The following is a 26,004-nucleotide window of genomic DNA, read 5'->3' on the forward strand; positions in this document are numbered from 1 at the left end:
TTTTGGGTCATATCAACAGGCGGGGGCCTGTTTTTGGCTGTCGCGCGGTGTATCCACTTCATGTTAATAGTATTTGGTGCCGTGCAGGTGTCCACACCTGCGCGGTAAAAATGGGTTTGTTTCCTCATATTAACGTTTTTGGTCATATCAACAGGCGAAAGCCTGTTTTCAGCTGTCGCGCGGTGTATATGAATTTTATGTCAAATATTATAAGCTGAGTGCTTCTCAAAATGGGTTTGTTTCCTCAGATTAACGTTTTGGGTCATATCAAACCGGTGGTGATTACGACAGGCAAAAGGGGATGTCATCCCTTTTTGGCTGTCGCGTAGATGACCTGAACTTTTGACAAGAAGTTAGTCATTTATCTTATTCCAACTAATTGTACACACCCCGTCCCCGTTACACGGGGCCACCCCTCTCAAGAGGGGAAAAATAAATGCGATTATTTGCCTATCAAACCCGCGAAGGATCCGAAGAGGTAATTGTGGGAATCCGGAAGAGTTATCCACAATTGCATTTCTAAAAAATCCTCATATGTGAATGTGTTTGTGTGGGTTACAGCGAATTGGGTTCGTTTTGTCCTTTTTAGTACTTTCGAAAGTTCTATTGGATAAAAGGCGAAGAGTCATTGCCAAATCATCCATGTTAATATCGCTCTGAATTCGCTGTGTGAATTATTAGTTTTCATCCTATAAAACGTGGATGATTTCGGAAAAAACATCAGAGTTATCGAATAATTGCAGATGGCCCATGTGGAACCTACGCAAAAAAGCGCTTCGCTTATTTTTTGGGCGGGCGACCGGTTGCATGCACGATCAAATCTTAATAAACGTTGACATAATTGTATTTATGCGGTTTATTATTAATCGCAATTAGGGCGTTATTTTAGATTGTGCGTTTGGGAAACATCTGTGGATTTATTAAAATCTCATTAGTTACGAGGGTGAAATGCTGTCTATTGCCTCCATTAACATTAAACTGGCAGATATAAATCTGGGGCCGTCGATAACCTGTATCGGGCAGTTGGGACGCGGAGATGAGAAAATCCCCGGCAATCAAGTAGCAGAGCTTGTTGTCCCGTGGCAGAAGATTTTGCCTGACCCCAATTTATTTTCTCTTTTGAGCTGGCATACCCGCATCTCCGAATTTGCGGGACGAGACCGGGAAATGGCCCGGCTGGTAAAATGGGCAAAGAGCAATCATCCGATTCGTATTAATTTTGTCGTGGGCGAGGGCGGAGCCGGAAAAAGCCGCCTGGCGGCGGAATTTGCCGAAAAAATGCAGGGCGAAAACTGGTCGGCCGGGTTTATAAATTTGCGCAAACCGATTAATTTCCCGATGAGCGATGCCGGTACGCTCCTGATTGTCGATTATCCGGAAGAATATGTGGACAGGGTAAAAGAACTGCTTGGCGATCTCGCTCATTTGGGTCCCAACTGCCAACTGAGGGTTTTATTTCTTACCCGGCAGTCTCCCGAAAGGTGGGCGGATATTATTACATCGGCCAACGCCAATAATCTGGTTGACAGTAATTATATAACTTTGAATCGTCTCGATGCACAGGACGCAAAAATCATATACAACACGACCGCATGCAAAGCGGGTGAAACTCTGGGGCATACATCCCAATCCGATCCTGGCCATGCTCTGATTCCGTCGGATGCGATGGACGCATGGATGAAAATCGCCCCGGAAAATCACCGTTCCCTTTTTATTATGGCCGCCGCTGTTCACAGCGCAGAAAATCCGGATGATGAAATCGTCAATTTTAGCGGTCGACAAATTGTCACATCTCTTGTTGAAAGAGAAATCAATCGGGTTATAAGGATTGCCGAAAGTAGAAAATTGAAAGATAAATATGCCCTGGCTCGTTTAATGGCTATGGCGGCAATCGCGGGCGAATTAACATTATCGGAAATCGAGTCTTATATATTGGATAACAACGCACTGTTTGGCTTTAATACAGATGGAGATATTAAAGAAGAATTGATTTCGACCGGGTTATTCACTGGTGATAAACTATTGGCTCCTACGCCGGATATTGTCGCGGCGGCGTTGACGGTTAATATTCTTGCTCAGCGCCCGGAACACGCTCCGGATTTAATCTGGGCCGCGCTCCAAAATGACCTTGAAGGAGGATTGGAACGTATCGGCCGCTTGTGCTATGACGCTGAAATTGTACTTGGAATGCGTGAGCATAGTCTCAGCGATTGGCTGGCACAAAAAATAGACGGCGATTTTGATAAATGTAAAATGCTGGATGATATAATTACCGAAGATATTCTGTCAATGTTTTTATATAAAATAGGGGCAGTGATCAATCGCACTTTAATTAAATATACTAAAAAAGACGAGGATAAATCCCGGTATTATAATAATCTGAGTTATTACTTAGGCGCGCTGGGCGACACGGCGGGGGCATTGACGGCCATTCGGGAAGCGGTTGAAATTTATTGTCGTTTATCGGAATCGAATCCGGCTAAGTATGAGCCTGACCTGGCTATGAGTCTGAACAATCTGTCAAAGTATTTATCTGAAGCCGGCGATACAAAGGAAGCATTGGCGGCAATTCGGGAAGCGGTTAAAATAAGACGTCGTTTATCGGAGTCGAATCCGGCCAGATATAAGCCTGACCTGGCCATGAGTCTGAACAATCTATCAAGTAATTTGTTTGCCGACGGTGATACATCGGGGGCATTGACGGCCATTCGGGAGGCGGTTGAAATTAATCGTCGTTTGTCGGAATCGAATTCGGCCAGATATGAGCCTGAATTGGCCATGAATTTGAACAATCTTTCGAATCGATTATCTGAAGACGGTGATGCGGCGGGGGCATTGACGGCCATTCGGGAGGCGGTTGAAATAAGACGTCGTTTATCGGAATCGAATCCGGCCAGATATAAGCCTGACCTGGCCATGAGTCTGTACAATCTATCGAGTGATTTGTCAGACAGCGGTGATACGGCGGGAGCTTTGGATGCGATTCGGGAAGCGGTTGAAATAAGACGTCGTTTGTCAGAATTGAATCCGGCCAGATATGAGCCTGAATTGGCAGCAAGTTTGAACAATCTTTCGAATCGATTATCTGAAGACGGTGATGCGGCGGGGGCATTGACGGCCATTCGGGAGGCGGTTGAAATAAGACGTCGTTTATCGGAATCGAATCCGGCCAGATATGAGCCTTACCTGGCCATGAGTCTGTTCAATCTGTCCAGTTATTTATCTGCCCAGGGCGATACGGAGGGGGCTTTGACTGCCATTTGTGAAGCGGTTAAAATAAGACGCCGTTTGTCAGAATTGAATTCGGCCAGATATGAGCCAGACCTGGCACATAGCCTTGGTCTAAATGGACTTATACTATCATCACAGCGAGAATATTCGAAAGCGATTTCCTTGTTGAATGAAGGAATTGAATTATTGCGCCCTCATGTAGAAAAATACCCGGAGGGGCCGCACGCAAAGCTTCTTGCCACTATGGAAAGTGTATTAAAAGATACCCTGAATAAGTATAATTCGGGCGAGTAGGATTATAGCAGAAAATTCTGAAATTATCTCGTTAAATGAGATGAACTATGATATAATTGATAGGGAATTTGGCGCAGGTGTGGATGCTATCTCCGCGCAGATTTGGGATGCTATTTGTCGAAACCTCCTTCACTTGCCCCTTCGGGGCTTCGTTTCAGGACCTACGGCAGGGGTTTCGACCTACAGGTTATTCGGAATCACCATCGAATTAGTATAAGATCATAAAGATATTTCGAAGACGACAACTCGAGAGTTGTCGCTACGAGGCATATGGCTGGAGCCCGATGGGCTCCATCCCTACGACTGGATTCCCGACTCGATCCCGCTCGGCGGGATCTCTCGGGAATGACAGACAAAATGTCGGTACACCGGGGGCATACGCTAACCACGACAACTCCAGAGTTGTCGCTACACAAATGATTGGGTGATGAAAAACCGAGAGTTGTCGCTACACGGATTAACACACCCCGCCCCTTTGGGGCACCCCTCTCGAGAGGGGAAAATAGTCCTATTGTCGAAACCGCAGGGATTTCGACTGTTTGGGTCAACATGTTGTGTTTATTATAAAATCATACACTATATATAGTTATCGAAATAAATAATAGAAAAAATCAGAAAAAAATCAGAAAAAAATCAGAAAAAAATCAGAAAAAAACAAAAAAATAACGAAAAATCACTTGACTACTGCACAAATGTGCAGTATATTGAATTTGCGCCGATAATATCAACAGACAGGAGATGTAATGCTTTTCAAAACGAAAAATAAAGGAGACGTTTCTTCGGCGGTAAAACCGAAATCGCAGGCGTCATTTTCTCCATCAGCGACTGGGATAGCGCGGGACAGTATGTCCGTCAGCGTATCGGGGTATCATTCGAGTAATAAAACGGGCAATGCTGAGAGTTGTCCTGATTGCGGCGGGTATCTGGCCCGTATCGGGTACTGTTTTTCGTGTATTGCCTGCGGGTGGGGAGGATGTTCCTAAAAAACGCGGCTTGTTGCCGAATAGTAAGGGGAATGATTATGCGGAAAAGATTATTACCATACAGTATTCCGGAGCCGGTCTTGAGTCAGTGGGAGAAACGGTATCGAGGCAAGTTGCTGCCTCTCCAGTATAGAGCTATTGAAGACTACAAATTAATGGAGGGGCGTTCTCTTCTTATCTCGGCGCCGACTTCGGCGGGCAAGACGTTTTGCGGAGAGATGGCTCTTATCCGGGCAATTCGGCAAAGGCAAAAGGCAATCTTTCTGGTGCCTCTCAAAGCCGTCGCCGAGGAAAAATATCGGTTATTCGAGGATTGTTACGGGGGCATCGGTTTGCGGGTTCTGATCGGGACTCACGATCACCCCGAAAATGATACCGATATCGAAAACGGACGGTTCGATATTGCCGTTATAGTTTATGAAAAATTCAATTCCCTTCTTCTCACCAATCTTGATATTCTCGGACAAATCGGAACGATTGTCATCGATGAATTGCAGATGCTGGAGGATGAAACGCGGGGGGCGCGGTTGGAATTGGCCCTGGCCAAATTGCTATACTGTGATTACAATCCTCAGATTGTGGCCTTATCGGCGGTTTTGGGTGAAGCTAATGATCTGGCCGAATGGCTGGGATGCCGGTTGCTTCTTGAGAAAAATCGTCCGGTGGAATTGCGCCGGGGCGTCGCGTCTGACGGAAAATTCTATTTTCGCTGTCACAATTCGGGGGATACCGGCGAAGAATCGTGCCCTCGGGGCGAGAACACAATTGACACTCTTTTTAAAAATATCGAAGAAACCGTAAAATCTAATCAATCGGTGTTGGTGTTTCTCAAATCGAAAATCGACACCGTCAATGCCGCTCGGAAATTCGTTAAGTATGCCGGGCTTGAGCCGGACGATAAAAACCGCGAGTATTTTTTATCCCAATTGGGCGATGAGGAAAATTCATCGCTTCTTGATAATCTTATCAGCCTGCTTAGTTGCGGAATCGCCTTCCATAATGCCGATTTGACTATCGCGCAGAGGATGGCCGTCGAAGAGGGATATCGCAGGGGATATATTAGAGCCGTTTTCGCCACGACGACTCTATCGACCGGGATCAATCTACCGGCCTCAACCGTATTTGTGGAAGCTCAGAAATACAACTTTCAAGGGTACACCGGGAAGCCGGGGTTGGAGCCGCTGAGTTGGGGTGAGTATGAAAGCATGTCGGGCCGGGCCGGACGGGTGGGTCTTTTGGATAAAGACATCAAAGCCGGCCGGGCGGTATTATTCGCCTCATGCGATCTGGAAAAATCAATTCTCTGGGATTACTATATCGATAATCGGGCCAATCCTTTGAATTCGCGATTGGATACCCTGCCGGTGGAGGATATTATCCTTGATTTATTCGGGTCCCAACTGGTAAGACGGCCGGAAGACATAAACGAATTATTATCCGGGACGTTTTTTGCCGCTCGCAATGGCCGTCAGCCAAAAATAAGCGCCGCAATCTATGCTCAACTCATCGATGAAAGTTTCCTTAAGCGGCGGGACGACGACTTGGCAATAACGCCTCTGGGAATGGCCGTGGCTGTGACCGGTTTGGGAATTGGCACCGCCCGAAAAATCATCAGGGATTGGGATCTGTCCCGACCGAAAACGGATGAGGAAGTATTTTTTGATATTCTTGATACTTCCGCCGCTCAAAATATGTATCTGCCGGGTGTTGGTTTTGGGGGCGGGGCAATCGCGCCCGCTCGACATTTACACGGTGGTAGTTCTCTGGTTCGAAATTTTTCGACCCGACGGGACAAACTGACGGCCGATGAGATTCGCCGGGTGCGGTTGGCCTTTCTGCTGATTGATTGGAAAGGCGGTTTTTCGGCTCTGGATATTGAAAATGATTACCGCCTTCATCTGGGTATGATGGATTACCTGGCCCGCCAGATGGCCTGGCTCCTGTCGAGTTCGGCGGCTGTTATTAAAACCCTCGATAATTACTCGAAATTGCCGGGCCTGCTCAATGAATTGGCATTTTCCGTGGGAACCGGTCTTCCCTCTGAGCTTAAGGATATCTACGATGTCGCCGGAAATATTCTTCATCGGGGAGAAATTTTAAGCCTCTATCGAAAAGGGATAATCGACTTGAAGGAAATGCTCGATAAGGGGCTGGCCATAATCTCTCAACATATATCCTCGGAAACCCGGCTTAATAAAATCGAGAAACAATTCCAAAAAATAAAGGAGAGTAAAATGAATACTAACGCTCACATTGCCAGAATCGTGAATTCCTGGCCGAAATCGATTGAGATTGATGGGACGCCGGTTCGGGAACGGTTCCGCGTCCGTATCAACGGCCAAACGATTAATCTGACCGGAAAATCCTTTAAGTATCTCTGCCGGCTGGCCTGGTCCCGGCTGACTCGCGATAACGGGTGGTTGTACAAGGAGGATTTGGAGCAGGGATTTAATCAGGCCCGGTACTTGTATCGTCTGCGCCAGGAAATCGGCCGTGATTTCCTCCCTGGCTGGCCGCTCTATGAAAACAATCGCTCCGGATATTATCGGCTGGCGGTGCCTCCCGATAGTATAAAGGTTAACGTCGATGCCTTAAGAGACAATCCGGATTTTGAAATCCGGCAAATGGGTGGGGATTTGAAGCCGTTTATGATGACCGGATGAGAATTTTGTAACCTTCTTTCCTCAAAGGTTGACAATTTCTTAAATGAGAGGTAAACTTCATTGAGAAAAGATTGTATAAGCCGATAAAGAGGAAAGATGGGTAAAATAATAGAATCGCGCAAAAAATTACCGTTTCTCTCCAACGAAAAAGAACAAACGGTTCCCGTATTGCCGATACGCTCGGCCGTGATTTTTCCGGGTGAAATACATACTCTTCAGATAGGGCGCCGGGAAAATTTGGCCTTGATTGACGCAGTTTCCAAAAAGAATAACCTGCTGGTATTATCCTTTATTCCTCAGCGTACGCCGACCGGCGGAACTCATAATCTGTCTCAAGTCGGAGTTCTGACTCGAATTCTGTCAAACAAAGAGGCTATGGCCGGTTCACAAATGGTAACGCTGGAGGGTGTCCGGCGGATAGCTTTGGCAGAAATAAAAGGCTCCGAGCCGTTCCTGACGGCATCGGTTGTTGAACTGGCCGAGGGTCCGGATGATGATCCTGAGTTGGAAAAAGACACGTCGGAAATTATCGATCTTATATCGCAATTAACCCGTTTGGATACCCGCTACGCCGGAGAGTTGATTTATACTCTGGGAATGAGTCAGTCGTCTCCGTCTCATTTTGCCGATCGGGTCGCGGCCGTGATTCATTTTCAACTCCACGATAAACAGGAAATCCTTGAATCGATTACAATTCCCGATAGATTTGAAACCATTCTCAGGTTACTTAGAACCGAAATTGAAAACATCTCAACCCTGGCGAGAATAAATGATCGGGTTACCGAATCTCTGGAACGGAAGAAAAAAGAGAGTTTTCTGCGCCAGCAATTAATGGAAATTCGCCGCGAATTGGGCGATGAATTTATCGAGGAAGATCTCTCGCGGCGCTATCATAGGAAAATTAAGGAAAACAAATCGCTTCCGAAAGAAGTCACTGAATACCTTCTTTCCGAAGCCGATCGATTAAAGCATCTCTCATCGTCGTCGGCAGAGTACGGGTCAAGCAAGTATTATCTCGATCTGGTCCTGTCTTTGCCCTGGGGACTTGAACAAAAGGAATGCATTGACCTCAGGAAAGTCGAGGAATCGCTTAATACCGGTTATTATGGATCGGCCAAAATAAAAGAACAGATTCTGGAATATCTGGCTTTACGGCGGATGAGTAAAGATCGGGAGGATTTGCCGATACTCTGCCTGACCGGAGCGATCGGAACAGGAAAAGCCTCGCTGGCCAAGGCCATGGCCTCGTCTCTTGGCCGGAAATTCGTACGCATCAACGGAACCAGTTTGATTGAGGTGGAAGATATCAATGGTACGTATCGAACAGATATTGGAGCCGGTCCGGGACACCTGATTCGAATTCTCCAGAGTGAAAAATCATTTAATCTCGTGATTTTTATTGAAGACCTGGAGTATGTTGTCGAATCGGAAGATACCAACGCCCTCCTGTCTTTGCTCGAAGCAATTGATCCGAGACAGAATAAAAAATTCGTCGATACTTTTCTGGGAATTCCGGTTGATCTGTCGCAGGTCCTCTTTGTCCTTAGCATTTCCTCTCTCGATGAGTTTCCCGAACCTTTTACGCATCGTTTAGAAATCGTAGAGATGCAGGGATATATCGAAAAAGAAAAGATTATCATCGCCAAGAAACATATCCTTCCCAAGCTATACAAAAGGCATGGACTGGCGCGAACCGAATTGAAATTCAGCGATAAGATTTTGAGTCGTATCATTCGCCAATACACGATGGAAGCGGGACTTATCGGTTTGCAGCAACAACTTCAAAAAGTATTTCGCCGCATAACGCGCAAAAAAGCAATGGGGGATCCCTGCAAAATTATTCTTACCGAAAATACGCTCGATGAATTTCTTGGGACACCTCAGTTTATTCCGGAAAAGGCTATGACCGAACCTGAAATCGGCGTCGCCAACGGATTGGCCTGGACCGGAGCCGGCGGAGATTTGATGCTTATTGAAGGCCTCAAAATGAAGGGCACCGGAACGGTGGCCACGACCGGTCTTTTGGGCGAGATAATGAAGGAATCAATTCAGGCGGCTCATAGTTTTGTTCGCTCGCGGGCGGATATTCTCGGTATTGATCACGATGATTTTGCCAATTTTGATATTCACATTCATTTTCCTATGGGTGCCATACCGAAAGACGGACCGTCTGCCGGAACCACCGTCGCGGTTGTCCTGGCATCGGTTATGGCCGAACGTCCGGTTCGTAATGATATCGCGATGACCGGTGAAGTTACCTTGAGAGGTAAGATTATTCCGGTGGGAGGAATAAAAGAAAAAGTATCCGCCGCATATCGGGCCGGTATATTTACCATAATTCTGCCGAAAGAAAATAAAAAAGATATCAAGGAGATACCCAGAGAGATTGTAAGAAAAACGAAATTTATCTTTATCGATACCGTTGATGAATTATTTGACCACGCCCTGCTTGACTTTCAACCGTCAACTTACACTCTGGAAAAACTCTTTGCTGAAGAAATAGAAAAAGCAAAGAAGCGCAAGGGGGCGCGCTCCAAATCAGCGGCAAAGAAAAAAACTGCAAAAGCGAAAAGCACCAGATCAACGAAAAAGGGGTCAAAAAAAACCAAATAAATATTTGGGAAAATGCGATTGACAGGAGTTAGCTTTGTTATTAAATTGAACGTTCTGGCGGTCGATTTTAATCTTCTTCGGAGGTAAGAATGAAATCATTGAATAATATTAGTGTGTTGGCGATCTGCATATTCATGCTAATCTCAATATCGTGGGCGGGCGATGAAAATGGTCCTGACTCTTTAATCATTGAGAAATTTTCTTTTGACGAAAATGGAAAGGCGGTGGCGGATTTTGTAATCATCAATGATCAGGATTTGGCAGCCGTTACGATTCCAATGATCCTACGGGGAGAAGGCGTTGCTATTGATTCTGTATCATTTGCCGGAGGTCGCTTCGAATACCTGCAAATGCTGCCGGTTACAGTTGCGGAAAATAAGCTTTCGGTCGTCTTTGGAGCAATTGTGGTAACTGAGGAATATGTCGCTCCGGGGCGGGGATTGCTGGCCAAAATGTACTTGTCGAGCGATACGGCCAAGAAGGATATCTCGTGCGTGATTGATACAACAACGGTAGAACCGGCAACCCTAATGTTTACTAAAACAAACTCGGCTTCGTTCATTCCAACATTTATTAAGGGAACTATTACGGTCGAAGAGCCGGCAAAGGAATAATGCGATTACTAAATACTGAAGATTTTTAAACCCGGCCATTTCGACCGGGTTTTTTTTATTCATCTTATGGCAATTTCTTAGTTAGTAAAGCGAAATATCCACTTATAATGCTCTTCCAAACTCATTTATTCTTGACATAATCGTGCGGATGTATATTTTGACTTTGTAAGCAAGTACGGGCGGGTATTTCGTACAAATCAATTAACGCGTCACAGATATAATTTTTTGGCATTGTACCGGGAGGTTTTATGCGTAACAGGATGTTATGGATGCTTTTGGCAGCGTTATGTTTATCTGGCGCGGTATATGGTCAGAATTCCGATCCGGGATTTCCGGATACTGTCTATATAAGTTCCGTATCTGTCAACGCCGGGGAACAGGCGGTTCTTGAGGTCAATTTCAAAAGTGATGAAGATTTAGCCGCAATTACTTTGCCATTGCACTGGAGTTCCGATGATATATCACTTGACTCGGTATCAGTCGTCGGTTCGAGAGTCGAGTATCTTTCCACTACCCCTTACATAATATACCCCGAAGAAAATACCGTCGTCTTTGGCGCGGTTGTGGTTATGGAGGCGGATATCGCCCCCGGTTACGGTTTACTGGCAAAATTTTATTTTGATATTCCCCCCGGAACTCCCGATCAATTTATTTATGTGGATAGTATCACCAGAGATATCGCGTTTTTAATGTTTACCAATCCCAACTCCACCAGTTTTATTCCGGAATTTTTCCCCGGGGTGATAACGGCAGGGGATCCGAAATTGCCGCCACATATTAATCTTTCACCAACCTCAATGGTATTTGAAGGAACGGTAGGTTTCCCCTCGCCTGCGCCGCAAGGATTAAATATCAGTAACGGCGGGGAAGGAGAATTGTCGTGGACGGCCGAATCTGATGAGGCCTGGCTTACAGTTGCCCCTGAAAACGGAATCGCACCATCCAACATTTCGGTTTTGGTTGACGCATTGGAACTCAGTGAGGGACAATATTCCGGCAATATTATAATCTCGTGCGAAGAAGCTGATAATTCTCCTCAGTATTTTCCCGTTACTTTAAACATGATTAAATTGCCCCCGACCATTGTTGCCGATCCTCAGCAGATAACGGTATCGGCGGTACAGGGGGGCGATAATCCGGCCGATAGATTTTTATATATTTCCACCAGCGTCCTCGGCAGTGAATTAAACTGGACGGTTGCCAATTCGGAGAGTTGGTTAACTCTCAGCCCGCTTTCAGGATCGCCTCCGGATTCGGTTACGCTGTCGTTTGATATAACCGGGATGACGTTTGGAGAATACTATGATGAGATTGTAATCATAGACCCGGAAGCGACAAATTCGCCCTTGGTTGTCCCTGTTTCTTTGCAGATTGTATCTGATTTGCCGGTGATTAAAATCGAACCGGAAAGATTATCAGTTGTGATTGAAACCGGGTTAGATGCCGAATCAGCAAGTTTTTATATCTTCAACTCGGGCGAAGGCTCAATGGATTTCGAAATATCTGAAACCAGCGAAAAAATCATTAGCGTTAACCCTGTCTCCGGTATTGCTCCTACAGATGTGGAATTGACATTTGATACCGAGTTATTGGAGGCGGGCATCTATTATGATACAATAATGATAACATCCACCACGGCAATCAACTCACCTTTTGAATATATTATTAAGTACACCGTAATGGCTAACCCGCCTGAATTATATGTTATTCCCTCAGGTCTCAATTTTACTTACTACGAATGCTGGCAAGGAGTTAATCCCCGGCCGGATTATAAACATTTCCAGATTGAAAATCACGGTGGCGGTTCTCTCTTTTGGGAAGCGGCCAATAAGGCGGAGTGGCTGGACGTTCTATATGAATCGGGGACGGAACCCATAATTAATACGGCTAAACTTAATGCTGATGGATTGCCGGTTGGAGTTTATTATGACACGATCGTCATAACGGCCGATAACGCTACGCATAGCCCCAGGAAAATTGCCGTTACCCTCAGCATAGTGGCAGGCACAGAAACGCCTGAAATGACCATTCGCATATCAAGTGATTCGGTTTATGCGCAGGAAGTTTTTGGAGATGTTTATGTGGAGAAATTCAGTAATTGCTGGGAAATTAATATGAATACGAATACGAGGTGCGTAGCTCGCATAGAGAATCTTTATCCGGGCTGTATGGATTATTCAATTGAAGAAAATATTCCATGGTTGAAGTTTGTAGAAACGACTGGTCAAGCTCCCAACTGGATAGAGGCAATAGTCGAAATTGGAGATTACAAATACGGGATTTATGACGATCATTTCTTTATTCATTCGGAATCGGCGTCAAATTCACCTATCAGGGTCGACTTAACGCTTCAGGTTTGGCGTTTACATGGCGATGTGGACTGGAACAACCGTATTGACCTCGGCGATGCCGTCAAAATGGTTAATCATGTTTTTAAGTTTGGTCCTCCACCGATCCCCGAGTATATAGTTGGCGACTGCAATTGCGATAATCGCTACAATATCGGTGATATAGTGGTTGTCATTAATTATATATTTAGTATCGGCGATAAACCGTGCGGTAATCTATAATAGATACAATAAAGTAATAATGCGAACCGCTTCAGCTGCGGGAGCGGTTTTTTTTGCCCGAAATTGTATTCCCACATTTTATGGTGTCAATAAAGTCGAAGAATTTAATGGACAATAACTTCAAAATCTCTTTATTAAACATCTGAGTCATATATTTGGAGGTTTTTTTATGTCAGAATTTAACCAAAAAGATTTTGATGAATTCGTTGCTGAGAATGGAGTTTACGGTTTTTTCGAGGAAGCGATTACCCTCAAATCCGGACGCCAATCTCATTTTTACGCCAATTGGAGAAACGTTGTCGAAGATGCCTGGTTGACAGAAAAACTTATAGGTTTTGTCCTGGAGTTTATTGAGGATAAGAGTATATCCGTGGATACGTTTTATGGCGTCCCGGAAGGCGCTACCAAGTTAGGGATACTGACGCAATATACGTGGGCTAAAAAATCATCAGGTTTCGCCAGGGGCAGTCATACTCTGGCTATGGGTCGAGCCAAACCCAAGGACCATGGCGCTCCCAAGGATAAGTATTTTGTAGGTAAGCCCCAGGGCAAAACTCTCGTTTTGGAAGATGCTACGACAACAGGCGGGGCACTTATTAATACCCTGGATTTTCTTATCGAAGCCGGGGTAGATGTAATCGGGGTGATTAGTCTCACCAATCGCATGGAAAAAAGAAACGATGGCATGAGCGTCGAAGAAGTATTTGTTCAAAAAGGCATTCCTTTTTATGGTATGAGTTCGGCTTTGGATGTATTACCGATAGTATATGAGAAACTCAAACCCGGTATTGAGATCGCGAAATCAATTGAATCAGAGTATGAGGAATATGGAGTCGCAAAGATCAGGCTGCTTTAGCGTCAATCCGCAATTATAATTCTGATTTAGGCTGTTGCCCGGATTTAATTATAAAAATCGTACCCAGTATAATCATGAATAGACTATAAAAAATCCCCCGGCTCATGCCCAAAATCGGGGGAGAGTCATATTCGCGAAATTGCTCTCCGATAATGCGGACAATGGCGTACAAAATTAAAAATTCACCGCTGATGCGGCCCGGTGACTTCAAAGCATCGGTTCTCCATATTCGCCATTGAGTATATATAAAAAGAAAGAGACCCTCCAGGGCGGCCTCATATAATTGTGACGGATGGCGCGGTTGGATTAATTCGACCGGCGTTCCCACCGGGGCGCTGGAAGGAAAAATGACCGCCCATGATACATTCGATGGAGTGCCCCATAATTCTCCGTTTATAAAATTGGCGATTCGTCCCAACATCAGACCCGGAGCAGCCATGGTTGCTAAAAAATCACCAAGTTTGAAAAACGGCATCCCTATCTTTCGGGTTATAATCCAGCCGGCGATAATTACACCGATAAAGCCGCCATGGCTGGCCATACCGCCTTTCCAGACGGCAAAAATAGATAGGGGATTTGAAATAGTATCCTGAAAATCATAAAAAAGAACATATCCCAAGCGACCGCCGATTAATACTCCCAACACTAAGGCGAAAAGAAGTGAGCTTTGCTGCTCGGCGGTAATGGCAATAAATCCTTTTTTTCGATATTGTATAAATAGGTAAATTGCGATAAGAAATCCCAAAGCATAGGCAATTCCATAGTAACGAATGCCAAACTCACCCCAGATATGGAGTAGCACGGGATCGATATCATGAACGTAGTATCCGACAATGGGCATAGTGGATATATCCTACCTTACTGTTACAAAGTATAATGTCATGTCAGTCAGACTAAATATAAATGAGCTCATCGGGAAAGTAAATTAATAAATTTCCAGATAACTTTGCACTAAAAAAAAAGCCGCCATATTCGGCGGCTTGAAATTTTCAATATAAATCAATTATCGTGTTTCTTTGAAGATAACATGTTTGCGAACCAGCGGATCGAATTTCTTAATCTGGATCCTATCCGGCGTATTTCTTTTATTCTTAGTAGTGGTGTACATATACCCGCTTTCGGTGCTTTTCAGTCTGATTATTATTCGGTTTCCTGCCTTAGCCATCGCGTTAATTCCTTTCTCTATCTCAAATAACTGATTTTCTAATTTATATCGACCGTTCTAAACACGAATTCAGTCGAGCAATATCCCGAAATCATAGCGTATATATCGGTAAAGCCCCAATAAGATAATCGATTTCCCGATTTAAGCAAGTTATTTAAGTCTTTTGATTTATAAAACACTCCATTTTTATCACGCTGTTTTGGTGGCCCTAAATGCTATTTATACAACGCGTTATACTAATCACAGCCGGGCGAGGGGCCGTTTCGAAATATATAATTTATCAAAAATACGGCATCTCCGACATTAACCTGTAAATCACAATTATTATCGCTGGCTTGATTTACGACAGGGGAGGGTCCGTTTTTGTAAATATGATTGATTAGGAATACAACGTCGCCCAAATTGACCTTAAGATTGCTATCTATATCACCATTTACAAATACAGATAAAGGAAAAACTATTCTACCGTCACCCAACGTTGATATATATTCTGAGTTTAAATCGTCAATGTTGATTGAATAGCGTCTTATACGGTTGATAATTTCCTGATTACTCTCTTCAGGATGGGCTTGAAACGCAAGCGCGGCCAATCCCGATACAAACGGCGCCGCAAACGATGTTCCGCCCCACCATCCCCATCCCTCATCATACGACAACGGACCATAGACATTGACTCCCGGCGCAGTCAGGCTAACGCTGTACCAATAATTTGAAAAATCCGCTTTTTTATCCAGCGAATCGACGGCAGTTACGTTAACGACGCAGTCATGACCGGCAGGGAATTTATTTATAAACTGGCCTTCATTTCCGGCCGCCGCAACCAGAAGCACGTTGTTTTCGCATGCTCGATCGAGCTCTTTGGAAATAACAGGATCAAATTCATCCATACCAAAACTCATATTAATAACTCGGGCCCCATGTTCAACGGCGTAACTGATGCTTTGCGCTATCCGAAAACTGGTACTGTTGCCGCTGCTGTTAAAACTTTTTAATATCATTAATGACGCTTCGGGAGCGCTGCGAGCGACAATCCCGGCAACAAAAGTACCATGATCTGCCATTCGACCCAGGCTTACCCATGGAGCCGCATCGTTTGATACAAAGTCATAAGATAATTCGCTTAAATGGTTGTAAAAAATCGGGTGATTATTATCCAGTCCCCCGTCGATAATTGCAATTAATATATTTTCGCCGCGGCATATTTGATGGGCCGCATCAATAGAAATACCCGTTTGAGAATATTGCTGATAATAATGCTCCGGACTAACCCCTTCCTGGAATGGCGGAGCATCATAATCAACAAAAGGCTGGCTGATTTGATAGGGATTAATGGCGCAGTAAATATAATTTGGCTGGGCCATTTCTACTTCCGGCATGTCGCTTAATTTTTCCACCACCGTTTCTACATCGCTCGCACTGGGGAGACGAAGAAGAAAAAGATTACTCTCGTCAATTTCAGCTATAATAGTCGCGCCAAGCGAGTCAAGGATATTCTCAATTTCCTGCGGGGAATAAACCTGGCAAATGATTCGATCCTCTTCGATGATGGCGTAATTGAATGAAGAAAAACACAGCAAGATTAGAGTGAATAAGGCGCGATAGTAATGTCTCTGAATTCTTATATTCATTGTTTCTTCCTTATCCTGGCCCCAATAGGTAAAATGAAGCCCAATGTCGAGTGTCGTCGGTTAATGACTTCATTTCAAATATTGCGCCCCTTAAGGCTTCTCCGCAATTCATTCCAGAGGTCAGATGACGGTATAAGAAATCCATAAACACGCCGGTTATATCATCCGAGATAGGCCAATAGCTCGCCATGACCGCCTTTGCCCCAGAAAATAAAAACGATTGCGCCAGAGATGTAGTATTCCCTTTATAAAATAAGCCCGGATCACCGGTTTGGCAACCGGAAAGTATGATCAACCGGGAATTAATTTGACACGAATAGATGTCAAATGTATACAGGGGGCCATCGTCTAAAAGAATTTGCGAAAATAATTCATTTTCATATGACTGGCGAGCGTGAGCCGCTATATGGACAAGACCGTTTGTTTCGCGCATACTGTTACGCAATTGATCGCTATTGGCATTTTGTCCGGCATAAATCCTTGCCTTTGGGAAATGTTTCCGAATAATGTTTTTTTCTGATTCTATGCCCGGAAGGTTATCGCCGGTGACCGCGAAAACATCAATATTTTTCGGGAATACTTTATTCTTCCCGCCTTTCGATAGAAATGAAGCCGAGGGCAAGATGCGAGTTGAGTACTTTTCCGCTATTAAGCTACCGTCATCACAACTCAAAGCATAGAATGGAATACGATTAACGAATCCATCTGGGATAATAAATAGCTTTTTGGCGTTGGGCATTTTGGATTCTATTTTATTCCAGATAATTTCAGATATTTCGGACAGGATATTTTTCGTGATCTGATTATCTAAAGCGTCATAAATCGATTTGACAACTATAAAATAAAAATTGCGAGTGAGTTTCCTGACGCCGTTCATTTCCGAAGCAAGAGATATAAAATCCGATGAATAATTACTTATGACAAAAGCTCCCGGGTGCTGATTGCGGATGGCATATTGGATTAAAACTTCCCCATCTGAAAGCCTGTCCTGAATTGATAACAAGTCGACGGGTATGGATTTATCCGGATAGATTTTATTAGTATCCGGTAACGAGCGGTTAATTTTCCAAATTTTTCTCTCAACGCCATGAATTTTTTTATTATTATTCAGGATTCGCTCCGAAGATTCCGTTCCAACCGGCATAAGAGCTTTTCTCAGAGAAGCTTTTAGCGATTTATACTCATCCCATAGTTCGCTTGAGGATTTAGTCTTTTGCCTTTTAATATCAAAAGAATCGTTCTTGTCAAATAGAATTGCTTTTCCCCGGTTGAGAATATCAAAAGCCTGTTTGTACTTCTTTTCCGCCAGGTAAATAGATACCAATTTTTCATAAGTGCTTAATTTGTCTATCCAGTAAAACCGTCGCATTTCATACGGGAAAATACTAAGTTGAGATTTTTCCGCGACTTTGATGGCTCGGCGATACAATTTTGTTGCGCGATTTATATCTTGTCGTTTAGAATAAAGGTCGCCGGCAAGCGTATAATATATGTATTTCTGATAACCAGCCATACCAGAAGTCGATTTTAGTAAAATATTATATAATCTGATTGCCTGTCCTGCTTTGTTTTGCGAGATTAATCCATCAAGGAGCGCGAGCCGTACATCGATATATTTGCGAATGTTTCCACTGGTCTTATAATACCGAGAAATATGTTGTAGTGATTTAATAGCCGCTTCCGGTCGATTTTCACATATGTTTAATCTGGCCTTAAGGAACCTGCATGCCATCCGCCAGTGAACATTACTATGTTCAAATAGTTTAGTTGCTTTAATCAATAATTGATTCACTCTTTCAAAATCACCGTGCGCGAAATAAGCTTCTGCCGAAAAATAGATAGATTTAGCCTGCTCATAAGACATGTTTAGATTTTCAAAATCTTTTGCAATGTCTGAAGCATCCTCAATCACCTGCCCATATAAATTCAGGTGCAAATTAATTTCGGTGCAGTCAAGTTCTGCTAATGCGACACATCTTTTATCTCCCAAAGAAGCAAATTTATTTGCTACCTCTGAAAATTCCTTGAGGGAGTGGCTGTATTCGCCTTTTAGATAGCTAATATACGCCAGTGAATATTCGGCTTGGCAGGCGAACAAACTCAAATTTATCGATTCATAAATCTTGGCCGAGTTTCTGTATAATGACTCAGCCTGATTGATACGATTCAAATTCACCAGGACATTGGCTTGATTGAATTGCACAAGAGCAATGGCATATTTATTTTTTCGCCGCGTAAAAACTTTGAGAGCTTTATCATAATAACGCAGGGCCGTTTTGTTTTCATCAATGCGATGATAGAGATTTCCAATATTGGTCATAACCTGGGCATAATCATCGGTAAGATCGGAACGTTTAAAATAATAGAGCGCCCGGCGACCCATTTGAAGCGCTTCTTCTTTTTTCCCGCGATAAATTAAGACGTCCAAAAGAGCTTTTTGGATTTTCGCACGATTGAGAAAATCTCGCAATTCAGTGAAACTGTTTTCCGCTCTGATATACCATTTGTATGCATCGTTATATTTCCCGGATAGATGATAATGACGGCCTCGTATGCGATAGAGATGAGCTTTATATTTATCAGGCAATAAATTGTCCATAGAATTGAGTTTATTGATAAACTGTTCGGATTTATTCAAATCCGTACGAATAAGATTATCAGCCTCCGCGCCTAATTTTCCAAAAAATATTTCGACCGAACCCTGATAATGTTTATTCAAATATCCGGTAAAGGATTTTGAGGCTTTAGTATATTTTAACGATGGCATTTTCATCTTAGTTCAAGTGTATCCACCATTGTTTTGGTTTTATCCCACGTTAAGTATAAACTGTATTGACCGGGGTTTACAACCGCGAATGAAAAGAAACCGTTGGCGTCGATCCGAGAGTTATAGATTTTTCTTCCGCGCAATTGAGCCCTGATTGATATTATTGATTCCCGGTCGATCTTTCCGGTCAACTCGAATTTTCCTGGGAATACCGGTAAAATGGCCAGCTCAATAAGTCCGGAATCAAATACATATCTCATCCGTCGTTCAGAGATCATTGACCGCCTGAGTCCTTCCGGAAGGGGGACGTAACGGCTGTCGAAAAATAATCGCGCCCGCGCAATTTTGGACTTTTTATTCCGTTTGCGATAATTATCAAAGATGGCATTAGCCATATCTATCGCCGGTTGTCGATTGCTGTTAAAATTAAGACTTTGGAACATATTAAATAGTTTTTTCAACACAGTCGCCTTTGATCGACTTTCGGGATCATTTTCAATAAACTTTGACCAGTATTTCATAATATCTTTATTCCCTTTGACGTATTGCGCCAATATTTTGAGATCAGGTTTTTTTACCTTATTCTTCATAGCCAAATTCTTTCATTTTGAGACGAAGTTTTCCCAGGCATCGGCCCCGGGTAGGACCGATTGATGAGACGGGCATACCGAGCTTTTTGGCGATATTCTTATATGAGGCGTTATCCGTATCAAAAAACAATAAATTAAGTAGTGTGCGACATTTTTTTGAAAGCGCGGAGAAGGCCCGGACTAAAATCGTTAAATCATCTTTTTGAATCAATTTTGGCAAATTCGAATCGCAGGGGTTAAAAAAATATCGATTCAGGCCAATCTGTTTTATCTTCTCTCTCAACTTTCGGTCACGAGCTTTCAAGGCTCCTGCTTCCCGAGAACTGGCTGTTAATACGTATCCGTAAATTTGACGTTCATCCCTGATAGCCCCGAGATTCTCAAGTAACATCAGTGATATTTTCCCAAAGACATCAAAGCTTTCTTCTCGAGATAAACCAAATTTATGACACGCCGAAAATATAATCGGCGTGAGCCTGTCAATCAGCTCGGACCAGTCGTTTTTATTGCCACGCCGGCAGCCGTCGACTAATTTCTCAATACTTTTATTTTGAACTCCAGCCATTTCCCCCGGTGATGCATCTTTAATAAATGTTGAAGTTATCGCTTAACTATAATATAGAGAATTATAACGAGATTTTGATACAAAAAATATTATCCGCACGGATAATTTGTCAATTCAGGGAAAATCCTTTGATTTTTAGAAAAAAGATGTATCTTTTTTATGGAAATGCTCTCTTCAGGGTAGAGACTCACAGGTAGTCTAAAACCTATTAAAAAGAGAATGAGAGCAGGAGGGAAATATGAACAGGGGCACGCGCGTCATCACTTTTATATTAATCGTGTTTGGATATAGCCTATCAATGGGGGGCGGTACATCATTTGTTAATATTGCGACTGACCCAAGTTCAGGTTTATACTACTCAGATTTTTCCATGGGAACGGCGGTTTTTGATTTTAATAATGATGGGCTGGACGATATTGTCGTTACCAATTATGCCGTTAACAAGGACCGCCTGTATATGTCGAACGGCGATGGTACGTTTACCGATATGTCCGAAATGGCCGGCGTAGCTACCCCGGTAAAAACTCTGGGCATAGCGACGGCGGATATTGATGCCAACGGATTTATGGATTTTATGGTTTTTACAGAAGTTACATACTCTTCAGGTAGTTCAAATCCGGGGTATTTATATTTGAACAACGGCGATCAGACTTTTTCCGATGCGGGTATATCGGAGCTTGTCTCATCTCATGGTTATGTCGGATATGCGGCGGCTTTTGCCGATATTAATCGCGACGGCAATCTTGATGTTTATTATGGCGGTCGAATGTTTCTTAATGATGGGAATCTGAATTTTAATGATGTTACCGAAAGCAGCGGTATCGGTTCGATCGGTTCTATTTCGCACGTCGCTTTTGGTGATATTGATAATGATTTTGATCCTGATTTAGTGGTCTGCAGACAATATAACGGAAACACATCGCTTTTTCTGAATGATGGCACCGGTAATTTTTCATCGGGAGACTATTTAATTCCCGGATCTCCTTATGGGCTGTGTGCTACATTTGGAGATGTTGAAAATGACGGCGATTTGGATTTATTTCTATCTTATAGCAATAAGATGTATTTAAACGACGGTTCCGGTCAATTCTCTATTAACTCGAATTGCGATGCTGTTCCCGCATATACTCGCGGAGCTATCCTTGCTGATTTTGATAATGACGGTGATCCAGATTTATTTTTGCCCCAAGAAGGCATGCATCCTACTTATCATGAAAATATGGGTGGGGGAATTTTTATTGATAAAACTGATGAAGTTGGGATCTTACCCGGAGAAGATAAGGCTGGTGGTATTGCCATTGGAGATTTTGAGGGCGATGGCGATTTGGATATATATATCGCCAAGACCGATAATCTTATAAATCCATGTTTTATCAACCAACTGGATAATAACAACTCTATAGTTATTACTCCTCGGGGTACGATATCGAATTTCTCTGGTATCGGCGCCAAAGCATATATTTATGAGAATGGATATGTCGGCGAAGTAACTCATCAGGTAGGAATGGCGGAATTGACATCAACCTCCGGTTTTTGTGCCGGTACCACGGGGAGAATTCATTTGGGTACCGGAGGGCCGGGACTTTTTGATGTCCGAGTTGTGTTTCCGAGCGGCGCTGTGGTAGATGAAGCCGGGGTTGCTTCCGGAAGTCGCCTGATAATTTACGAATCGGGAGATATCCCAAACTTTTTATATGTTTCTCCCAGTTCCAAGGTACTTGAATTGTCACAGGGCAGCGATCCCGAAATCGTTGAGTTTTCCATAACCGATTCCAAAGGCGAATCGATTGAATGGACGGCAAGCAGTCAAACTTCATTTATTGAGATATTGACGCCATCGGGAACAACACCGGCGACATTACAAGTCCGGGCAAATCCATCCGGTTTGGGGCTCGGTAACCATACCGGTCAGATCGTTATAACCTCACCGGATGCCGTTAATACACCCAATCTCAATATAACGATTGTAATTCATAATCGCTTCTTGCAGAATATAGCGGTTGAATCAGGCATGGCGCACAGCGATTTCAGTTTCGGAGCCGCGTTTTTCGATTATGATCTCGATGGTGACGATGATATTTTCGTTAATAATATAAACGGGCAATGCCGTCTTTATCAATCAAATGGGACAATATTTGAAAATGTTGCAGTATCGTCCGGGGTAGAGGCTGGTTTCCACAATCTGGGAGTCTTTGGAGGGGATCTAAACGCTGATGATTGGCCCGATATTTTATCATTTACGGAAGATAAAGAGGTTGGGTTTACTTATCTAAACACGGGATACGGCAATTTTGTTGACGCTCAGATACAGGAATTTTCGACGGCCGATGGTTTTAATGGTTATGCCGCGTCCGCGGCGGATATAGATAATGACGGTGATCTGGATGTCTTTTATGGGGCCAAGCTATTTCGTAATGACGGAAATTTCGCGTTTGCCGACATTACCGAAGAAGCGGGGCTTTTGAATATACCGTTCACCTGTCGGGCGGCGTTCGGCGATGTCGATAATGACGGTGATATGGATATTTTTATGAATCGGCAAAATCGCGCGCCCTCACTTCTCTTTATAAATGACGGTACCGGTCATTTCTTAGAATCTTCTTATTATAAATCCAGTTTAGGTTACTTCCCGACCGCGGTGGGGGTATCGTTTGGAGACGTCGATAATGATGGAGATCTGGACATGTACACATGCGCCGGGTATTCCGATCCGAATAAATTATTCATTAATGACGGCAACGGGTATTTTACAGATAATACCGGTCCTTCGGGTACATCATGCACAAATTATAGCCGCGGGTCCGAATTTGTTGACATAGATCTGGATGGCGACCTGGATTTGATTGTCGCAAATGAAAACAGGTCAGCGCAGTTATTTGCCAACGACGGCAGTGGCATTTTTACAGATATAACCGATGCATGTGGAATTGATGATGGGCTTGCCAAGGCGGGAGCCGCTGTCGTTGGGGATTATGATAACGATGGCGACATGGATATATTCATTACCCGCACTGATTATATCATAAATTCATTTTTTGAAAACAACATCAATTTGGGACAATATATCACTATTCAACCGGTGGGAATCGTCTCCAATCGAGCCGCGGTGGGAACCAAAGCCTACTTATATCCCGCCGGCCAATTGGGAAATCAGGATGCCCTGTATGCTTTTCGGGAATACAATATTTCCAATGGCTTTAATGGGTCGGGATCCAATCGAATTCATTTTGGCACGGGTACTGGAGACTTTTTTGATTTGAGACTTATTTTCCCCTCAGGCGCCGTCTATGAACAAACCGGGATAACTCCGGGAATGCAATTAACCGTATATGAATCGGGTGAAATTCAGGATTATCTGGTTTTAATTCCCGGCAATTTCAATTTTAATTTTAAGGAAGGCGATGATGGGGCTTCAGCCGATTTGACGATTCGCAATTCCGCCGGTAACGCCATTCCATGGACAGCGGTCGTGGATGACTCCTGGTGTCAGCTTAGTGAGTATTCAGGTGTAACCGATGACGAAATAACGATTACCGTAAATCCGTTTGAATTATCCGCAGGGTATTATGAAGCCAATATAACTATAACTGCTAATGATGCCATCAATTCTCCCCGAACAATATCTGTACGCATGATTATCGAAAGCGATCAACCGGTACTGGCATTATCCTCCGATAATTTATATTTCACGGCCGAATACATGGGATTTAATCCCTGGCCGCAATCGTTTACCATCCTGAATACAGGTCAGGGTACTCTTGATTGGACGCTGACGACTTCAGGCGAAGAATGGCTGGAGGTGTATCCATTATCAGGTTCTGCTCCGACCAATGTACAAGTAACCTGCGCGATCAACGGATTGGAGCCGGGACTATATACTTCGACAATCACGGTAACATCACCGGAAGCAATTGGTAGCCCTGCTCAACTTACCGTTAATTTAGAGGTAATTCCGGGAGATACACCTGAGAAAGATACCGTTCGAATTGAATCTGTAACGGTTGAGCCGGGTCAACAAGTAGAAGTACCGGTTTACCTCAACAATGTTACCGAAGCAGCGGCTTTTAGCATACCTCTGAAATTTGACAATACCGTTTTAATGTGCGATTCGGTCTCTTATGCCGATACGCGCGTTGACTATATAAACGTAGTAACCTCAAATATTGATTCGGCTAACGGCCAGGTTCTACTGGGGATGGTCGTATTTATGGAAGATAATTTGGCCCCCGGAGAGGGCATGGTTGCGAGAATGTTTATGACTATTTATCCGGATGCGGAGGAGCAAGTATCGGTAATCGACACCTTGTTTTTCCCGCCGGGGGGAGAGTTTTCGCTTTTCGATCCGACTTCGGCGCAAATTGTTCCGGAATTCATAAAGAGTAATATATTCATTTCTCTTAATCCTGAAGGGGATGCCGACGGCAGTGGAACGATAAATGTCGGAGACGCGGTTTATCTCGTTAATTATTGCTTCAAGGGACAGCGTCCGCCGATTCCTATTCAAGCCGGCGATGCGAATACTGACGAGAATGTCAACGTCGGTGACGTGGTTTACCTGATTAATTATATCTTCCGCCACGGACCACCGCCGAACGCCAAACCCAAAACATCAACGTCTCCGGTTTATTATTATACGGAGGAAATTCCAGGCAAAAATGGAACGGAATTCAGACTATATCTCAATAGTGATGTAGCCCTGGGCGGAGTCCAATGCGAATTCTACGATAGGGGCGAATATTTGACCATCTCCGACGTTCAAATCGGTGAACTTGTAGAAGGTCTGGATCTATACGGCGGAAAGTCGGGCAAATCTTATCGATTTGGCATTGTCGATTTGGAGGGCGCCGGAGAAGTTCGGGCCGGAGAGGGAGCGTTATTATCGCTTACATATGATCGGGCGCTTAGCTTCGAGATGAATTCATTTATGGTATTTGATAAATTCGGCAATGAATTACCGGTTTATAACGGTCACGGAAATAAACCGGATGTCCTGCCTTCGCATTATAGCCTGGAACAAAATTATCCCAATCCTTTCAACCCATCGACTACGATTAAATACGCAATTGCCAATGAAGGGCATGTTAAGTTATCGATATATAACGTCCTTGGTCAAAAAGTTGTCGATTTGGTTAACACCAATCAGAAGCCGGGAGCTTATACAGTAATATGGGATGGCAATAATAATGCCGGATCGGCGGTCGCATCCGGAGTGTATTTCTATCGACTTAAAACTGAAGTATATACGGATTCGAAAAAGATGATTCTTTTGAAATAAATTGGTTTTTTGGAGGTGAGTGACGCTGTGAGAACCGGCCTTATTTAGGCCGCCTCAGACTGATGACAGAGGGCAGTTTTTTGAACTGCCTTTTGTATTTGTGACGATTCCTGCCATTGAAACATTACGCTCCTTGATTTATCTGATTAAGTATTGGCTCTTTCTAATAATGAAAGGGAAAAAACATATA

The 26,004-nt window shown here is 43.7% G+C and carries 14 protein-coding genes; 8 read left to right on the forward strand and 6 right to left on the reverse strand.

The genetic code is table 11. From position 1 onward, the window contains the following. Positions 1-948 precede the first annotated feature (948 nt). The 7 genes from V3V99_05840 to V3V99_05870 all read left to right on the forward strand — a co-directional run bounded on the left by V3V99_05840 (position 949) and on the right by V3V99_05870 (position 13,824). On the forward strand, positions 949-3,525 hold the full coding sequence (locus tag V3V99_05840; protein ID MEE9442170.1) for a tetratricopeptide repeat protein: 2,577 nt from the start codon (positions 949-951) through the stop codon (positions 3,523-3,525). 743 nt (positions 3,526-4,268) lie between these two features. Further along, positions 4,269-4,508 carry a hypothetical protein gene (locus V3V99_05845; GenBank protein ID MEE9442171.1) on the forward strand — a complete coding sequence of 80 codons (240 nt, stop codon included), beginning with the start codon at positions 4,269-4,271 and terminating at the stop codon, positions 4,506-4,508. Between the two features lie 38 nt (positions 4,509-4,546). Next, entirely contained in the window at positions 4,547-7,171 is a 2,625-nt protein-coding gene (locus V3V99_05850; protein MEE9442172.1) for a DEAD/DEAH box helicase, read from the forward strand. Positions 7,172-7,267: 96 nt separating this feature from the next. Next, positions 7,268-9,784 carry an endopeptidase La gene (gene lon / locus V3V99_05855; GenBank protein MEE9442173.1) on the forward strand — a complete coding sequence of 839 codons (2,517 nt, stop codon included), beginning with the start codon at positions 7,268-7,270 and terminating at the stop codon, positions 9,782-9,784. 89 nt (positions 9,785-9,873) lie between these two features. Next, positions 9,874-10,398: a hypothetical protein gene (locus V3V99_05860; GenBank protein ID MEE9442174.1), complete on the forward strand. Its 525-nt coding sequence runs from the start codon at positions 9,874-9,876 to the stop codon at positions 10,396-10,398. 248 nt (positions 10,399-10,646) lie between these two features. Next, the gene (locus V3V99_05865) at positions 10,647-12,968 is read left to right on the forward strand and encodes a BACON domain-containing carbohydrate-binding protein (protein MEE9442175.1); all 2,322 of its coding nucleotides are present in this window, start codon (positions 10,647-10,649) and stop codon (positions 12,966-12,968) included. Positions 12,969-13,137: 169 nt separating this feature from the next. Then, entirely contained in the window at positions 13,138-13,824 is a 687-nt protein-coding gene (locus tag V3V99_05870; protein MEE9442176.1) for a hypothetical protein, read from the forward strand. Between the two features lie 13 nt (positions 13,825-13,837). Here the strand turns inward: V3V99_05870 and lgt are convergent, their stop codons facing one another. From lgt to V3V99_05900, 6 genes are all read right to left on the reverse strand, one after another. Then, entirely contained in the window at positions 13,838-14,665 is an 828-nt protein-coding gene (lgt, locus tag V3V99_05875; protein ID MEE9442177.1) for a prolipoprotein diacylglyceryl transferase, read from the reverse strand. A 162-nt stretch (positions 14,666-14,827) separates the two neighbouring features. Next, positions 14,828-14,989 (reverse strand): 50S ribosomal protein L33, encoded by a 162-nt coding sequence (gene rpmG, locus V3V99_05880; GenBank protein MEE9442178.1) that lies wholly within the window; start codon positions 14,987-14,989, stop codon positions 14,828-14,830. A gap of 236 nt (positions 14,990-15,225) precedes the next feature. Then, positions 15,226-16,617 (reverse strand): S8 family serine peptidase, encoded by a 1,392-nt coding sequence (locus V3V99_05885; protein ID MEE9442179.1) that lies wholly within the window; start codon positions 16,615-16,617, stop codon positions 15,226-15,228. Positions 16,618-16,627: 10 nt separating this feature from the next. Beyond that, entirely contained in the window at positions 16,628-19,384 is a 2,757-nt protein-coding gene (locus V3V99_05890) for a CHAT domain-containing protein (GenBank protein ID MEE9442180.1), read from the reverse strand. A 2-nt stretch (positions 19,385-19,386) separates the two neighbouring features. Beyond that, positions 19,387-19,974, reverse strand: coding sequence for a hypothetical protein (locus V3V99_05895; GenBank protein ID MEE9442181.1), 588 nt, complete (start codon positions 19,972-19,974; stop codon positions 19,387-19,389). Further along, positions 19,964-20,539, reverse strand: coding sequence for a sigma-70 family RNA polymerase sigma factor (locus V3V99_05900; GenBank protein MEE9442182.1), 576 nt, complete (start codon positions 20,537-20,539; stop codon positions 19,964-19,966). The genes V3V99_05895 and V3V99_05900 overlap by 11 nt, the downstream gene beginning before the upstream one ends. Before the next feature lie 238 nt (positions 20,540-20,777). On the opposite strand from V3V99_05900, the gene V3V99_05905 reads away from it, so the two are divergent. Further along, positions 20,778-25,814, forward strand: coding sequence for an FG-GAP-like repeat-containing protein (locus tag V3V99_05905; protein ID MEE9442183.1), 5,037 nt, complete (start codon positions 20,778-20,780; stop codon positions 25,812-25,814). Positions 25,815-26,004: the final 190 nt, after the last annotated feature.

This window comes from Candidatus Zixiibacteriota bacterium (assembly GCA_036480375.1).
In the GTDB taxonomy this organism is placed as follows: Bacteria; Zixibacteria; MSB-5A5; order GN15; family JAAZOE01; genus JAZGGI01.

Coding starts and splice junctions, on each gene's coding strand:
- V3V99_05840 (MEE9442170.1), top strand. CDS start 949: ATGCTGTCTATTGCCTCCATTAACATTAAACTGGCAGATATAAATCTG.
- V3V99_05845 (MEE9442171.1), top strand. CDS start 4,269: ATGCTTTTCAAAACGAAAAATAAAGGAGACGTTTCTTCGGCGGTAAAA.
- V3V99_05850 (MEE9442172.1), top strand. CDS start 4,547: ATGCGGAAAAGATTATTACCATACAGTATTCCGGAGCCGGTCTTGAGT.
- lon (MEE9442173.1), top strand. CDS start 7,268: ATGGGTAAAATAATAGAATCGCGCAAAAAATTACCGTTTCTCTCCAAC.
- V3V99_05860 (MEE9442174.1), top strand. CDS start 9,874: ATGAAATCATTGAATAATATTAGTGTGTTGGCGATCTGCATATTCATG.
- V3V99_05865 (MEE9442175.1), top strand. CDS start 10,647: ATGCGTAACAGGATGTTATGGATGCTTTTGGCAGCGTTATGTTTATCT.
- V3V99_05870 (MEE9442176.1), top strand. CDS start 13,138: ATGTCAGAATTTAACCAAAAAGATTTTGATGAATTCGTTGCTGAGAAT.
- lgt (MEE9442177.1), bottom strand. CDS start 14,665: ATGCCCATTGTCGGATACTACGTTCATGATATCGATCCCGTGCTACTC.
- rpmG (MEE9442178.1), bottom strand. CDS start 14,989: ATGGCTAAGGCAGGAAACCGAATAATAATCAGACTGAAAAGCACCGAA.
- V3V99_05885 (MEE9442179.1), bottom strand. CDS start 16,617: ATGAATATAAGAATTCAGAGACATTACTATCGCGCCTTATTCACTCTA.
- V3V99_05890 (MEE9442180.1), bottom strand. CDS start 19,384: ATGCCATCGTTAAAATATACTAAAGCCTCAAAATCCTTTACCGGATAT.
- V3V99_05895 (MEE9442181.1), bottom strand. CDS start 19,974: ATGAAGAATAAGGTAAAAAAACCTGATCTCAAAATATTGGCGCAATAC.
- V3V99_05900 (MEE9442182.1), bottom strand. CDS start 20,539: ATGGCTGGAGTTCAAAATAAAAGTATTGAGAAATTAGTCGACGGCTGC.
- V3V99_05905 (MEE9442183.1), top strand. CDS start 20,778: ATGAACAGGGGCACGCGCGTCATCACTTTTATATTAATCGTGTTTGGA.